Source organism: Mitsuaria sp. BK041, assembly GCF_014193085.1.
Classification (GTDB): Bacteria; Pseudomonadota; Gammaproteobacteria; order Burkholderiales; family Burkholderiaceae_C; genus Roseateles.
Genome location: NZ_JACHYT010000002.1, coordinates 1,186,772 through 1,202,222, shown reverse-complemented (window position 1 = coordinate 1,202,222; position 15,451 = coordinate 1,186,772). Strand labels below are relative to the sequence as shown.

Genomic DNA, 15,451 nt, shown 5'->3' with positions numbered 1-15,451 from the left:
ACGGACCTCCTGGACCTCACGATGCAAGCCACTCCCACCCCCGATCGCTGGCAGTTCTGGATCGACCGCGGCGGCACCTTCACCGACCTGGTCGGCCGCGCGCCCGACGGCACGCTGCACACGCTCAAGCTGCTGTCCGAGAACCCCGAGCACTACCGCGATGCCGCGGTCGAAGGCATCCGTCGCCTGCTCGGCCTGAAGCCGGGCGAAGCGATCACCGCCGCGCTCGTCGACTGCGTGAAGATGGGCACGACCGTCGCGACCAACGCGCTGCTCGAGCGCCGCGGCGACCGCACGCTGCTGGTGACGACGCGTGGTTTCCGCGACGCGCTGCGCATCGCGACGCAGGCGCGGCCCAAGCTCTTCGAGCGCCACATCCAGCTGCCCGAGCTGCTCTACGAGCGGGTGATCGAAGCCGATGAGCGCGTCGACGCCCAGGGCGCGGAGATCAGACCGCTGGACGAGGCCGCGCTGCGCGTCGACCTGCAATCGGCCTTCGACGCCGGCCTGCGCGCCTGCGCCATCGTGTTCCTGCACGGCTGGCGCGCCCCCGACCATGAGCTGGCCGCCAAGCGGCTGGCGCAGGCGGTCGGGTTCACGCAGATCTCGGTCTCGCATGAGGTCAGCCCGCTGATGAAGCTGATCCCGCGCGGCGACACCACCGTGGTCGACGCCTACCTGAGCCCGATCCTGCGCCGCTACGTCGACCAGGTCGCGGCCGAGATGCCCGGCGTGCGGCTGTTCTTCATGCAGAGCTCCGGCGGCCTGACCGAGGCGCGCCGCTTCCAGGGCAAGGACGCGATCCTGAGCGGCCCGGCCGGCGGCATCGTCGGCATGGTGCGCACCGCGCAGGCGGCCGGCCACGACAAGGTCATCGGTTTCGACATGGGCGGCACCTCGACCGACGTCAGCCACTTCGCCGGCGAATTCGAACGCGCCTTCGACACCGAGGTCGCCGGCGTGCGCATGCGCGCGCCGATGATGAGCATCCACACGGTGGCGGCGGGCGGCGGCTCGGTGATCGCCTTCGACGGCGCGCGGCTGCGGGTGGGGCCGGCGTCGGCCGGCGCCAATCCCGGTCCGGCCAGCTACCGGCGCGGCGGTCCGCTGGCCACCACCGATGCGAACGTGATGCTGGGCCGCATCCAGCCGGCGCATTTCCCCAAGGTCTTCGGCCCGGCCGCGGACCAGGCGCTCGACGGCGAGGTCGTCCGCGCCCGCTTCGCCGAGCTGGCCGGGCAGATGGCCGCGGCCGGCAAGCCGATGACGGCCGAGGACGCAGCCGCCGGCGCGCTGCAGATCGCCGTCGGCGCGATGGCCAACGCGATCAAGCGGATCTCGGTGGCGCGCGGCTACGACGTCACCGGCTACACGCTGCAGTGCTTCGGCGGCGCCGGCGGCCAGGCGGCCTGCCTGGTCGCCGACGCGCTGGGCATGACGCGCATCCTGGCTCATCCGTTCGCGGGCGTGCTCAGCGCCTACGGCATGGGGCTGGCCGACCAGACCGCGATGCGCGAGGCCTCGATCGAGCGCCCGCTGGACGAGGACGGCCTGGCCGCGGCGCGCGAGACCGCACGGTCGCTGGCGACGCAGGCGGGCGGCGAGCTGGCGTCGCAGGGTGTGCCCGACGGCGCGCTGCGCACGATCGCACGGGCGCAGGTCCGCTATCAGGGCACCGACACCGCGCTGAGCTGCCCGCTGCCGCTGGACGGCCCGGCCCCCGCCGCGATCGGCGCGATCCGCGAGGCCTTCGAGCAGGGGTATCGCCGGCGCTTCGCCTTCCTGATGCCGGACCGCGCGCTGGTGATCGAGGCGGTGTCGGTGGAGGCGCTCGCCGCCGGTGCGACGCTGGAGACACCGGCCGAGGCCGGCATCGCCAGCACGCATCACCCAAGACCGCTGGAGCGCGTGCGCATGTACTGCCTCGCGGACGACCAGCCGGCCGGCTGGCGCGACGCCGAGCTGCATCACCGCGATGCGTTGAGACCGGGCGCCCGCATCGATGGCCCGGCGATCGTCGCCGAACGCAATGCGACGACCGTCGTGGACGCCGGGTGGCGCGCCGAGCTGCAGTCCTCGGGCGACCTGCTGCTGACGCGCATCCGCGAGCGCGCCCGCACCCGCGCGCTCGGCACCGAGGCCGACCCGGTCGTGCTGGAGGTCTTCAACAACCTCTTCATGAACATCGCCGAGCAGATGGGGCTGCGGCTCCAGAACACGGCGCACTCGGTCAACATCAAGGAGCGGCTGGACTTCAGCTGCGCGCTCTTCGACGGCCGGGGCCAGCTGATCGCCAACGCGCCGCACATGCCGGTGCACCTGGGCTCGATGAGCGAGTCCATCCGCTCGGTGATCGAGCGCAACCCGGACATGGCGCGAGGCGACGTCTACGTGCTCAACGACCCGTACCACGGCGGCACGCACCTGCCCGACATCACCGTCGTCACGCCGGTCTTCCTGGACGAGGACGATGTCCGCCCCGGCTTCTTCGTCGCCAGCCGCGGTCACCATGCCGACATCGGCGGCATCACGCCGGGTTCGATGCCGCCGTTCTCCCGGGACATCACCGAGGAGGGCGTGCTGATCGACAACTTCCAGCTGGTCGCGCAGGGCCGCTTGCGTGAGGCCGAACTGCAGGCGCTGCTGCGCTCCGGGCCGCATCCGAGCCGCAATCCGGCGCAGAACCTGGCCGACCTGCGCGCACAGGTGGCAGCGAACGAGAAGGGCGTGCAGGAACTGCAGGCGATGGTCACGCAGTTCGGCCGCGCCACCGTCGAGGCCTACATGCAGCACGTGCAGGACAACGCCGAGGCGTCGGTGCGGCGCGTCATCTCGGTGCTGAAGGACGGCGCATTCACGCTGCCGCTGGACAACGGCGCGCGCATCCAGGTGAAGGTGACGGTGGACGCGGCGGCGCGACGCGCGACGGTGGACTTCACCGGCACCAGCGCCCAGCAGCCCAACAACTTCAATGCGCCCAAGTCGATCACGATGGCGGCGGTGCTCTACGTGTTCCGCACGCTGGTGGACGACGCGATCCCGCTCAACGCCGGCTGCCTCAAGCCGATCGACGTGATCGTGCCCGAGGGCTGCATGCTCAATCCGCGTCCTCCGGCGGCGGTGGTGGCGGGCAACGTGGAGACCTCCCAGTGCGTGACCAACGCGCTGTATGGCGCGCTGGGCGTGATGGCCGCCGGCCAGTGCACGATGAACAACTTCACCTTCGGCGACGCGACCCACCAGTACTACGAGACGATCTCCGGCGGCTCCGGCGCCGGGCCCGGCTTCGACGGCACCTCGGTCGTGCAGACCCACATGACCAACTCCCGGCTGACCGATCCCGAGGTGCTGGAGTTCCGCTTCCCGGTGCGGCTGGACAGCTACGCCATCCGCCAGGATTCGGCGGGCGCCGGCCGCTGGCAAGGCGGGCAGGGGGGCGAGCGCCGCATCCGCTTCCTGACGCCGATGACGGCTTCGATCCTGAGCAACGGCCGCGGCGCCGGCGCCTTCGGCATGGCGGGCGGGTCGCCGGGCGCGGTGGGCGAGAACCGGGTCGAACGCGCCGACGGGCGGGTCGAGGCGCTCGGCCACATCGGCCAGGTGGAGATGGCGCCGGGGGATGTCTTCGTCATCCGCACCCCGGGCGGGGGAGGGTACGGCACCCCCTGAGGCCTCCCCTTGAGATGGGGCGGACAGCCCCCATGTGGGCGTGCCTAGAATCCGAAGACCCGCCCCACAGGCTGTCCAGGCGCCGCCCATCATGGTCCCTCACCTCATCACCGCCCTGACCGGGCCCATCAATGAACTGGAGCAGCGCGTGCTCGAGTCGATGCCGGCGATCGAACGCTGGTTCCGGCTCGAGTGGATGGAGCACACGCCGCCCTTCTACAGCTCGGTGGACCTGCGCAATGCCGGCTTCAAGCTGGCGCCGGTGGACACCAACCTGTTCCCGGGCGGCTTCAACAACCTGACGCCCGAGATGCTGCCGCTGGCCGTCCAGGCGGCGATGGCGGCGATCGAGAAGATCTGCCCCGAGGCCAAGAACCTGCTGCTCGTGCCCGAGGCGAAGAACCGCGGCAGCTTCTACCTGTCCAACCTGGCGACGCTGGTGCGCATCTTCTCGATGGCCGGCCTGAACGTGCGGCTGGGCTCGCTGGACGAGTCGATCAAGGAACCGACCACCGTCGCGCTGCCCGACGGCAGCGCGCTGACGCTGGAGCCGCTGGTGCGCCAGCGCTCGCGGCTGATGCTCAAGGACTTCGACCCCTGCACCATCCTGCTAAACGACGACCTGTCGGCCGGCATCCCCGACCCGCTCACCCACCTGCACGAGCAGTACCTGCTGCCGCCGCTGCACGCCGGCTGGGCGCAGCGCCGCAAGAGCCAGCACTTCCGCGCTTACGAGGAGGTGTCCAAGAAGTTCGCCAAGCTGCTGGGCATGGACCCGTGGCTGATCTATCCGCATTCGGTCGCGGTCGACGGCCTGGACTTCAACACCGGCGCCGGGCTGGACGCGCTGCAGGCGCAGGTGGACGCGACGCTGACCCGCACCCGCCGCAAGTACAAGGAATACGGCATCAACGAGAAGCCCTTCGTCGTGGTCAAGCCCGATGCCGGCACCCATGGCCTGGGCGTGATGACCATCCGCGACGCCAAGGACCTCGAGGCGCTGGCGATCAAGGCGCGCGAGAAGCTGGCGAAGCTGCAGGGCGTGCCGGCGCTGTCCCAGGTGCTGGTGCAGGAAGGCGTGGCCACGCACGAGCGCATCCACGAGGCGGTGGCCGAGCCGGTGGTCTACATGATGGACCGCTACGTCGTCGGCGGCTTCTACCGCGTGCATGCGGACCGGGCCGAGGATGAAAACCTGAACGCGCCGGGCTCGAGCTTCGTGCCGCTGGCCTTCGCCCATTCGTCGCACCTGCCCGCGCCCGGCGAGAAGCCCGGCGCCAGCGCGCCCAACCGCTTCTACATGTATGGCGTGATCGGCCGCCTGGCGATGCTGGCGGCGAGCTACGAGCTCGAGACCACCGATCCGGACGCCGAAGACTACGCCTGAGCGCCGGCCGCGCCGCCCTCCGGGCGCGCGGCCTCCACCAGCAGCTGCTTGAAGCGGTCGACCGCCTCGCCCTGCGTGTCCGGCAGATGCCAGACGCTCATCGGCCCGAGTCCCAGGTCCACCGCGTGCGGCAGCAGGACCACCACGCCGCGCTTGGCCGCCGCCACCGCCATGTCCTGGGTCATCACCGCGACCAGCGGCATCTCGCGCATCAGGCTCAGCGCCAGCATCGCGTCGCCGCTCTCGATCAGGTCGGTCGGCGGCGCCAGGCCCATCTCCTGCCAGAGCCGGTCCATCAGCAGACGGGTGCGCGTGCCCGGCAGCTGCCAGATCCAGCGCTGACGGCTCAGCACCTCCCAGCTCAGCCGGGGCGTGCGCGCCAGCGGATGCTGCGCGCTCATCGTCAACACCTCCGGCTGCGGCGTCAGGGCCACCCGCGCCAGGCCCAGCGGCTCGTCCTGCGGCATCGCCCGGGCGACGACCAGGTCCAGCGTGCCCGCCAGCAGGTCGGTGAAGAGCGAGCGCAGCGCGTGGGTGCGCACGCTCACCGTGACGCCGGGGTTCTCGCCCTTCATCGCGGTGATCGCGATGGGCAACAAGCGTGCGAGCGCTGCGTTGGTCGCACCGATGCGCACCTCGCCGGACGCGCCGCGCACCATCGTGGCGACATCGCCGGCGGCCCGCTGCAGATCGGCGTCGAGCTTGCCGGCCAGCACCAGCAGCCGGCGGCCCAGCGGCGTCGGCTGCATGTTGCGTCCGCGCCGCACGAACAGGGTTTGTCCCAGCCCCTGCTCCAGCTCCGCCAGCGTCTTGCTCACCGCGGGCTGGGTGACATGCAGCAGATCGGCCGCGGCGCTGATGTTGCCGGTGTCGCGCAGCGCCAGCAGCACCCGCGCATGCCGCAGCGACATGCGCCGCATGACGAAGTGTTCGGCGGCTTCCGGGGAGGTGGATGACGCGTTCATAACCTGAGGTTCACAAATCCATCACAAAGCTTCATGGGCCATCGGGAACCGCTCCTTACCGTGACGCACGCCTCCCCCGAGTCTTGTCACAGGAGTGATTGCCACATGGTCCGTCGTTTTTCCCGTCCGCAACGCCTGCACGTCCTGCAGTGGGCCGCCGCCGCAGCGGCCCTGGCGTTAGCCAGCCCGTCCCAGGCCCAGTCGCCGGCCCCCCAGGCCCCGCAGGCCACGACTCCCACCCCGTCCTCGCCCTCGGACGATGCGAAGAAGCTGGAGCGGGTGGAGATCACCGGCACGCTGATCAAGCGCACCGACAAGGAGACGCCGTCGGTGGTCCAAAGTATCACCCGCGAGCAGATCCGCAACTCCGGCTACGCCAACGTCGAGGAGCTGCTGCGTGCGAATTCCGCGGTGGACATCGGCTCGATCGGCGACGGCGCGGCCTCGGGCTTCGTCGGCGGCGTGTCGACGATCTCGCTGCGCGGCTTCGGCTCCCAGGGCACGCTGATCCTGATCAACGGCCGCCGCACCGCGCCGGTGGCGGCGGTGGACGTGAACTTCGGCCGCGGCTCGATGATCAACGTCAACACCATCCCCAAGGAGGCGATCGAGCGCATCGACATCCTGAAGGACGGCGCCTCGGCGATGTACGGCTCGGACGCGATGGCCGGCGTCGTCAACTACATCCTGCGCAAGGACTACCGGGGCATCGAGGGCAGCGCCTCCTACGGCGCCAACGACCGCGGCGTCGGCGCGACGAAGAACGGGTCCCTGACCTTCGGCTTCGGCAACCTGGACACGCAGCGCTTCAACGTCTTCGGCGGCCTGGAGGTCTCCAAGCGCGACAGCGTGATGGCCAACGAGCTCAAGGACCGCGGCAACCTGGCGCTGCAGAACCAGTACCTGACCAGCAACGGCTCGCTGGCGCGCTTCACGCCGGACTCGTCGGCCTCGTTCTACGGCAACTACTACCGTGTGCCGACCAGCCTCACCGGTACCACCTCGATCAATGGCATCAACGTCGCCAACAGCAACCTGTCGGGGGTGAATTACCTGGGCACGCTGTCGGGCTGCCCGCCCGAGCGCACCGTCGGCCAGGGCGTGCCGAACCGACCGGCGGGTTTCCTGCCCACCACCGCCTCGCTGCCCACCGGCATGTGCCGCTTCAGCCTGGACGATGCGGACGAGGTCGTCGCCAAGCAGGACCGCACCAGCGGCATGGTGCGCGGCACCTTCGCGATCAACGACGCGCTGACCGCCTATGCGGACCTGATGGTGTCCAAGACCAAGACGGTGGAGCAGCGCGCGCCCTATGCGATGACCACCTCGCTGGTCACCTCGGGCAACCCGGTCGCGACGACCTGGCCCAAGCTCGACGGCAGCTTCCTGCGCCAGAACGCGATCATCCTGCCCGTCGGCCACCCGGACAACCCGACCAACGGTACCGCCAACCCGCAGCAGGTGCAGCTGATCTACCGCTTCGAGGACCTGCCCACCGGCGACATCAACGTGCTGCGCTCCACGCGCCTGACCGCGGGCCTGGAGGGCACCGCCTTCGGCTGGGACTTCGACACCGCGATCCTGTTCAGCCAGAACGACAACGAGCGCTTCCAGGAAGGCCGGGTGCGCAGCTCGCTGCTCAACGCCGCGATCGCCAACGGCAGCTACCGCTTCGGCAAGCCCAACTCGCGCGAGGCGATCAACAGCGTGTCGTCGACGGCCTACAACGAGGGCAAGTCGCGCCTGGTCTCCTGGGACGTGCGCGGCAGCCGCGAACTGTTCGACCTGCCCGGCGGCCGGGCGGCCATCGCCATCGGCACCGAGCTGCGCAAGGAAAAGCTGGAGGCGATTCCCGATGACGTCTACTCGACCGGCGACTACATCGGCCTGGTGGCCAATGGCGCCTCGGGCAGCCGCAAGTCCTACGCCGCGTTCACCGAGCTGAGCCTGCCGGTGGTCAAGCAGCTGGAGCTGCAGGCCGCGGCGCGCTACGAGCACTACGACGACTTCGGCAACAGCACCACCGGCAAGGCCGGCTTCAAGTGGACGGCGCTGCCCTCGCTGATGGTCTTCCGCGGCACGGCGGCCACCGGTTTCCGCGCGCCGGCGATCTCGCAGATCGGCAACTCCTTCGCGCTGTCCTTCCACAGCTTCCAGGAGCGCCGCGTCTTCGACAGCCTGCGCTGCGACACCAGCAACCCGAACGCGCCGGTGAGCAAGGCGCCGGTGGCCAACAACCGCGACTGCAACGTGCTGGGCTTCACCGCGGTGCCGTCGGGCACCACCAGCCCGGGCAGCCTGCCGACGGTGATCAGCGCCAATCCGGACCTGCAGCCGGAGAAGTCCAATTCCTTCACCTTCGGGATGATCTTCACGCCGAGCCAGTACGCGGACCTGGCGATCGACGGCTGGTACTTCCACCGCAAGAACGAGATCCGCTCGCAGCGCGGCGTGGACATCATGGACGACTACAACGCCAACCCGGCGGGCAACACGCAGGTCGTGCGCGATCCCAATCCGCAGACCTGGCTGCCGGGCGTGGACAACAGCGGGCCGATCATCATGCTGGTGCGCCAGTACGGCAACAACGAGTGGACCAAGACCTCGGGCATCGACTACGACCTGAACCTGCGGCTGCCGCCGACAGCCTGGGGCAAGTTCAGCCTGAACGTCAACGGCACCTACACGGCGCGCTACGACCAGGTGGTGGTGAAAGGCCAGGCGGTGCAGCACCAGGTGGGCACGACGGTGTCGGACATCTCCAAGACCCGGGCCAGCGCCACCTTCAAGTGGGACACCGACCAGGCGGGCGCCTGGCTGCGCTTCAACCACGCGGATCCGCTGTCGAGCACCGTCTGCTCGTCGCTGACCGCGGCGCAGCGGGCCTTCCTGAGCAACCTGAACCGCTGCCGGGTCGGCCGGGACCGCACCATCGACCTGGGCGGCTCCTACCGCGGCATCAAGGGCCTGACGCTGTCGGCCAGCGTGGTGAACCTCACCAACGACTACGACCGCGCCAACGGCATCCCGACGGTGCTGAGCTACTACGACACCGGCGCGACCAACCTGCTGGGCCGCCGCTTCACCGTCGGCGCCAGCTACGTGTTCCAGTGAACGCCGTGCCGCCGGCGCCGTCGGGAGACGGTGGCCGGCGGGCGGTGGCGCCCGCGGTCGGATTTCCCGGTCCAAGCGCAACCGCCGCCGTCCGTCAAGCCCGCCCCCGCAACGGCGGGAGTGGCGATTGACGCACTGCACAACGGAAGGCAGACAATACGCGCTTTCGACTTCCGGCGGCCCGGGCGGCCGCCGCGCCTTTCGTGAGTTCACACAACGCGCCCCGCTCGCCGGCCGTCCTGGCCGGGCTGACCATCGGCGCCCTCGGTGTCGTCTACGGCGACATCGGCACCAGCCCCCTGTACGCGCTCAAGGAAGTCTTCCACGGCGCGCACGTCCCCATGACGCACGACAACATCCTCGGGGTGCTGTCGCTGCTGTTCTGGACCATGACCATCGTGGTCTCCTTCAAGTACGTGCTGCTGATCCTGCGCGCGGACAACAACGGCGAAGGCGGCCTGATCGCGATGCTGGCGCTGGCCACCACCGCCGTGCGCGAGAAACCCACGCTGCGGCGCGGGCTGATGCTGGTGGGGCTCTTCGGCACGGCGATCTTCTTCGGCGACGCGGTCATCACGCCAGCGATGACGGTGCTCTCGGCGGTCGAGGGCATCGAGGTCTACGCGCCGCAGTACCACGACGCGGTGGTGCCGATCTCCCTGGTGGTGCTGGCGGGGCTGTTCGCGGTCCAGCGCTTCGGCACCGGCGGCGTGGGCAAGGCCTTCGGGCCGGTGATGCTGGTGTGGTTCACCTCGCTGGCGCTGCTGGGCATCCCCAAGATCGTCGGCAATCCGCATGTGCTGCAGGCCATCAACCCGATGTGGGCGATCGAGTTCTGCGCGCACTACGGCTGGATCGCCTTCGTCGCGCTGGGAGCGGTGGTGCTGGTGGTGACCGGCGGCGAGGCGCTGTACGCGGACCTGGGCCACTTCGGCAAGCAGCCGATCCGCATCGCCTGGTACAGCTTCGTGATGCCGGCGCTGACGCTGAACTATTTCGGCCAGGGTGCGCTGCTGCTGGACCGGCCGGAAGCGATCAAGAACCCCTTCTTCCTGCTGGCGCCGGGCTGGGCGGAGATCCCGCTGTTCGTGCTGGCGACGCTGGCGGCGATCGTGGCCTCGCAGGCGCTGATCACGGCGGCCTTCTCGGTGACCAAGCAGGCGGTGCAGCTCGGGCTGCTGCCGCGCATGCGCATCGTGCACACCTCGGTGCGGGACATCGGCCAGATCTACGTGCCCTTCGTCAACTGGGGCCTGTTCGCCTTCGTCGTCGTGGCGGTGGCCTTCTTCGGCTCGTCGAGCAAGCTGGCCGGCGCCTACGGCGTGGCGGTGACCATCGACATGACCATCACCACGGTCATGACCTTCTTCGTGATCCGCTTCGGCTGGCGTTATCCGCTGTGGCTGTGCGTGCTCGCGACCGGCGCGTTCTTCGTCATCGACGCGACCTTCCTCGCCTCCAACCTGCTGAAGATCGCCCACGGCGGCTGGTTCCCGCTGCTGATCGGCTTCGGCATGTTCACGCTGATGCTGACCTGGAAGCAGGGCCGCCGGCTGCTGTCGGACAAGCTGCGCGAGGACGCGATCGACCTGAAGAGCTTCCTCGAGGCGGTGTTCATCAACCCGCCGACGCGGGTGCAGGGCAGCGCGGTATTCCTGTCGGCGGAGCAGGGCGTCACGCCCAACGCGCTGCTGCACAACCTCAAGCACAACAAGGTGCTGCACGAGCAAAACCTGTTCGTCAGCGTCAAGCATCACGAAGTGCCGTGGATCGGCTTCGAGAGACGTGTCGAGGTGGAGAGCCTGGACAACGACTGCTGGCAGGTGACGCTGCACTTCGGATTCAAGAACGAACCGGACGTGCCGGACGCGCTCAAGCTGCTGGAGCAGCGCGGCGTCCACCTGGACGAGATGGAAACCAGCTACTTCCTGTCGCGCGACATCGTCATCCCGACCATCGGCTCGGGCATGGCGCTGTGGCGGGAGAAGCTCTTCGCGAGCATGCACCGCAACGCGGCTGCGGCGGCCGACTTCCTGCACCTGCCGACCAACCGGATCGTGGAACTGGGGTCGAAGGTCGAGATCTGACGGTCGCAGGGACGCGGGGCGCGGTCGTTATGCTTCGCGTCATGAAACGCTGGCTGCAAGACCTGTCCCTTTCCGCCGCGGTCGCGGGCTTCGTGGCCGTGCTCGTGGGCTTCACCAGCTCGGTGGCCATCGTGTTCCAGGCCGCGCAGGCGCTGGGCGCGACGCCGGCCCAGACCAGCTCCTGGATCTGGGCGCTCGGCCTGGGCATGGGACTGACCAGCCTGGGTCTGTCGCTGTGGACGCGCCAGCCCGTCCTCACCGCCTGGTCGACGCCCGGCGCCGCGCTGCTGGCCGGCGTGTCCGGCATCTCCATGCCCGAGGCCGTCGGCGCGTTCATCGTCTGCGGCGCGCTGATCCTCATCGCCGGCGCGACCCGCTGGTTCGAACGGATCATGGACCGCATCCCCATCGCCATCGCCTCCGCGCTGCTGGCCGGCGTGCTGGCGCGCTTCGGGCTGGACGCCGTGCTCGCGACGAAGACCGCGCCCGCGATGGTCCTCACGATGGCGCTCGTCTACGTCGCGGCGCGTCGCTTCCTGCCGCGCTACGCGACGCCGCTGGTGCTGCTCGCCGGCGTCGCCGTCGCGGCGGCGCAGGGCCGGCTGCATCTCGAGGCCGTCGAGTGGGGCTGGGCGATGCCGGTCTGGGTCACGCCGGCGTTCTCGCTGCCGGCGCTGGTCGGCGTGGCGCTGCCGCTGTTCCTCGTCACGATGGCTTCGCAGAACCTGCCCGGCGTCGCCGCGCAGCGGGCGTCGGGGTATCAGACGCCGGTCTCGGCGAGCATCGCCGCCACCGGCCTGGCCTCGGTAGTCTTCGCGCCGTTCGGCGGCTATGCGTTCAACCTCGCGGCGATCACCGCGGCCATCTGCATGGGCCGCGAGGCGCACGAGGATCCGGCCCGGCGCTACACGGCGTCGGCGATGGCGGGCCTGTTCTATATCGCCATCGGCCTGGCCGGCGGCGCGGTGGTGGGGCTGCTGACCGCCTTCCCCCGCGAGCTGATCGCGGCGGTGGCGGGACTGGCGCTGCTGGGCACGATCGCCGGAGGGCTGTCGGCCGCGCTGAAGGATGAGCGTCACCGCGATGCCGCCATCCTGACCTTCCTGGTCACGCTGTCGGGGCTGAGCCTGCTGGGCATCGGTTCGGCGTTCTGGGGCGTGGTCGCCGGTGCGGTTTCTCTTTTGGTGCAACACTTCCGGGCGGCTCCCAGATAGTGATCCTGCCTGGGGAGCTGGCCCTCACCCCTGCCCTCTCCCGCAAGCGGGAGAGGGACTTCATGCCCGAGGTCCGAAGGGCCCTGCCGAAATCCCCGGCCTCGCCGCCGAATTGCCCGAATTGCCGCCGAATTGCCGGCGTTTGCCGAATCCCTTGTCGAAAGCCCTGTCCATGAAACTGCTGTTCGTCGCCGACCCGCTGTCCACGTTCAACACCTACAAGGACTCCACCTTCGCGATGATGCGGGAGGCCGCCCGGCGCGGACACGAGCTGTGGGTGTGCGAGGTGCCCGACCTGCTGTGGGTCAGCGGCGGCCGGGTGACGGCGCATGCGGCCCGGCAGCTGACGCTGACGCCGGAAGCCGTCGCCAGCCCGGCCGGCACGAAGCTCGCCGTGTGGCACGAGATCACCGCGACGCGGGACCTGCCGCTGGCCGATGTCGACGCGGTGCTGATGCGCAAGGACCCGCCCTTCGATTCGGAGTTCTTCTACGCGACCCACCTGCTGGAGCAGGCCGAGCGCGAAGGCGCGCGCGTGTTCAACAAGGCTGCGTCGCTGCGCGACCATCCGGAGAAGCTGGCGATCCTGGAGTTCCCGCAGTTCATCGCGCCGACGCTGGTGACGCGCTCCGCCGCCGCGATCCGGGCCTTCCATGCGGAGCACCAGGACATCATCCTCAAGCCGCTGGACGGCATGGGCGGCATGGGCATCTTCCGCGTCAAGGCCGACGCGCTGAACCTGGGCAGCATCATCGAGACGCTGAACAAGAACGGCGCGCAGTCGGTGATGGTGCAGCGCTTCGTGCCGGAGATCGTCCAGGGCGACAAGCGCATCCTGCTGATTGGCGGCAAGCCGGTGCCGTACTCGCTGGCGCGCATCCCGCAGGGCACCGAGGTGCGCGGCAACCTGGCCGCCGGCGGCAAGGGCGTGGCCCAGCCGCTGACCGACGACGACCGCCGCATCGCCGAGGCGCTGGCGCCGGTGCTCGCCGCGCGCGGGCTGCTGCTGGTGGGGCTGGACGTGATCGGCGACAAGATGACCGAGCTCAACGTGACCAGCCCGACCTGCTTCCAGGAAATCATGGAACAGACCGGTTTCGACGTCGGCGCGGTGTTCATCGACGCGCTGGAAGCGGCGGTGACGGCCGCGCCTTGATCGCCGGACCGGACCAGGATCCCGCCATGACTTTTGAATTGCTCAGCGAGCACGCCAGCTTCGGCGGCGTGCAGCGTTTCCACCGCCACGACTCGGTCGAGATTGGCCTGCCGATGCGCTTCGCGCTGTACCTGCCGCCGGGCGGGGCGCGCGCGGCGAAGGGGCTGCTGGTCTTCCTCGCGGGGCTGACCTGCACCGAGGAGACCTTCACCATGAAGGCCGGCGCGCAGCGCCAGGCCGCTGCGCTGGGCCTGGCGCTGCTGATGCCGGACACCAGCCCGCGCGGCGAGGCCGTCAGCGCGCTGCCGGGGGCGAGCGCGTCCTGGGATTTCGGCATCGCCGCGGGCTTCTACCTCGATGCGACGCAGGCGCCGTGGGCGACGCACTGGCGCATGGAAAGCTACCTGATGAAGGAGCTCATCCCGCAGGTGCAGGCCGAGTTGGGCTTGGACGCGGCGCGGACCGGGATCGCCGGCCATTCGATGGGCGGGCATGGGGCGTTGACGCTGGCGCTACGGCATCCGGGCGCCTTCGCGTCGGTGTCGGCCATCGCGCCGATCGCGGCGCCGAGCCGTTGCCCGTGGGGCGTGAAGGCCTTCACCGGCTACCTCGGCGACGACCGCGACGCGTGGCCCGCGCACGATGCGAGCGCGCTGATGCAGGCGCAGGCGCGCGTACCGTACCCGGGCGGCCTGCTGGTCGACCAGGGGCTGGCGGACCGGTTCCTGGTCGAGCAGCTGCTCCCGGAGGCGCTCGAATCCGCGTGTGCGGCGATCGGGCAGCCGCTGACGCTGCGCCGGCACGACGGGTATGACCACGGGTACTACTTCATCGCGTCGGTGATCGACGATCATCTGGCGCATCACGCCCGGCAGTTCAGAGGCTGATCGCCGTCACAGATGACGCGTCCCTGCGGGCCCGGCGCCGATCGGGTGCTGGGGCGCTCGGATACTCGGGGCGCTCGCTGTCTGCAGCTCGCGTTTGCGTTGGCCGCCGCGTGCGGCGCCCGGCGCCCGGTCGCTCGCCGGTCGCTGGCGGATGAACGAGAGCACCGGAGAGTCCAATGCGCATCGCCCTGCTGTCCGACATCCACGGCAACCTGCCGGCACTGGAGGCCGTCGTGGCCGACCTGCGCGCGCGCGGCGTGGACACGATCGTCAATCTCGGGGACATCCTGTCCGGTCCGCTGCTGCCGCTGGAGACGGCGCGCTACCTGATGTCCCAGGACTGGCCAACGATCGCCGGCAACCATGAGCGGCAGCTGCTGGCGATCACGGCGGCGAAGCCGGGTGGTGCCTCGGACCGTTTCGCTCGGGAATGCCTGGGCGAGGCGGAACTCGACTGGCTGCGCGCGCTGCCGGCGACGCTGCGGCTCAACGACGAGGTGTTCCTGTGCCACGGCACGCCGCGCCGGGACATCGAGTATTTCCTCGACTCACAGGTCGGCGAACGCCTGGTGCTGGCGTCGGCGAAAGATGTCGCCGAGCGCCTCGGCGAGGAGCGATCCGAGCTGGTCTGTTGCGGCCACACGCACATTCCCCGGGTGCTGCGCAGTGCGCGCGGGCAATGGCTGGTGAATCCGGGCAGTGTGGGCTTGCAGGCCTGGGATGACGATCACCCCGAGCCGCACGTCGCGGAGATGGGCTCGCCGGACGCGCGCTATGCCATCGCGGAGAAGACGACGCAGGGATGGCGGGTGACGTCGATCAGCCTGCCGTATGACCACGAAGCCGCTGCGCGGATCGCGGCCCGCAATGGGCGTGAAGATTGGGCGGGGTGGTTGAGGACGGGCTACGCGGCTTGATCGCGGCGATGCCCACGCCCCACGCCGCGATAGGGGCGTGAAGGTCTTGGCCACC

9 protein-coding genes are annotated in these 15,451 nt (G+C 69.9%); 8 read left to right on the top strand and 1 reads right to left on the bottom strand.

Features of this window, described 5'->3' with window-relative positions:
* The first annotated feature begins 21 nt into the window (after positions 1–21).
* Positions 22–3,669 (top strand): hydantoinase B/oxoprolinase family protein, encoded by a 3,648-nt coding sequence (locus tag FHT38_RS21160; RefSeq protein WP_183493120.1) that lies wholly within the window; start codon positions 22–24, stop codon positions 3,667–3,669.
* A 91-nt stretch (positions 3,670–3,760) separates the two neighbouring features.
* Positions 3,761–5,056, top strand: a complete 1,296-nt coding sequence (gene gshA / locus FHT38_RS21155; RefSeq protein WP_091728528.1) for a glutamate--cysteine ligase — start codon at positions 3,761–3,763, stop codon at positions 5,054–5,056.
* Here the strand turns inward: gshA and FHT38_RS21150 are convergent.
* Complete coding sequence (locus tag FHT38_RS21150) at positions 5,047–6,021, bottom strand: LysR substrate-binding domain-containing protein (RefSeq protein ID WP_183493119.1); 975 nt, start codon at positions 6,019–6,021, stop codon at positions 5,047–5,049. The genes gshA and FHT38_RS21150 overlap by 10 nt on opposite strands.
* A 105-nt stretch (positions 6,022–6,126) precedes the next feature.
* On the opposite strand from FHT38_RS21150, the gene FHT38_RS21145 reads away from it, so the two are divergent.
* The 6 genes from FHT38_RS21145 to FHT38_RS21120 all read left to right on the top strand — a co-directional run bounded on the left by FHT38_RS21145 (position 6,127) and on the right by FHT38_RS21120 (position 15,396).
* Complete coding sequence (locus FHT38_RS21145) at positions 6,127–9,135, top strand: TonB-dependent receptor domain-containing protein (RefSeq protein ID WP_183493118.1); 3,009 nt, start codon at positions 6,127–6,129, stop codon at positions 9,133–9,135.
* Between the two features lie 203 nt (positions 9,136–9,338).
* Positions 9,339–11,222, top strand: a complete 1,884-nt coding sequence (locus tag FHT38_RS21140; protein ID WP_091728516.1) for a potassium transporter Kup — start codon at positions 9,339–9,341, stop codon at positions 11,220–11,222.
* A 41-nt stretch (positions 11,223–11,263) separates the two neighbouring features.
* A complete protein-coding gene (locus tag FHT38_RS21135) occupies positions 11,264–12,436 on the top strand; it encodes a benzoate/H(+) symporter BenE family transporter (protein WP_183493117.1) in 1,173 nt (390 codons plus the stop codon).
* Positions 12,437–12,608: 172 nt separating this feature from the next.
* Positions 12,609–13,592 (top strand): glutathione synthase, encoded by a 984-nt coding sequence (gene gshB / locus FHT38_RS21130; RefSeq protein ID WP_183493116.1) that lies wholly within the window; start codon positions 12,609–12,611, stop codon positions 13,590–13,592.
* Positions 13,593–13,618: 26 nt separating this feature from the next.
* A complete protein-coding gene (gene fghA / locus FHT38_RS21125; RefSeq protein ID WP_183493115.1) occupies positions 13,619–14,479 on the top strand; it encodes an S-formylglutathione hydrolase in 861 nt (286 codons plus the stop codon).
* 176 nt (positions 14,480–14,655) lie between these two features.
* Entirely contained in the window at positions 14,656–15,396 is a 741-nt protein-coding gene (locus tag FHT38_RS21120) for a metallophosphoesterase (RefSeq protein WP_183493114.1), read from the top strand.
* Positions 15,397–15,451 lie beyond the last annotated feature (55 nt).

Bases quoted from the DNA above. Each gene is read 5' to 3' on its own strand.
- FHT38_RS21145 (WP_183493118.1), top strand. From the start codon at position 6,127: ATGGTCCGTCGTTTTTCCCGTCCGCAACGCCTGCACGTCCTGCAGTGG.
- FHT38_RS21150 (WP_183493119.1), bottom strand. From the start codon at position 6,021: ATGAACGCGTCATCCACCTCCCCGGAAGCCGCCGAACACTTCGTCATG.
- gshA (WP_091728528.1), top strand. From the start codon at position 3,761: ATGGTCCCTCACCTCATCACCGCCCTGACCGGGCCCATCAATGAACTG.
- FHT38_RS21120 (WP_183493114.1), top strand. From the start codon at position 14,656: ATGCGCATCGCCCTGCTGTCCGACATCCACGGCAACCTGCCGGCACTG.
- FHT38_RS21160 (WP_183493120.1), top strand. From the start codon at position 22: ATGCAAGCCACTCCCACCCCCGATCGCTGGCAGTTCTGGATCGACCGC.
- FHT38_RS21135 (WP_183493117.1), top strand. From the start codon at position 11,264: ATGAAACGCTGGCTGCAAGACCTGTCCCTTTCCGCCGCGGTCGCGGGC.
- gshB (WP_183493116.1), top strand. From the start codon at position 12,609: ATGAAACTGCTGTTCGTCGCCGACCCGCTGTCCACGTTCAACACCTAC.
- fghA (WP_183493115.1), top strand. From the start codon at position 13,619: ATGACTTTTGAATTGCTCAGCGAGCACGCCAGCTTCGGCGGCGTGCAG.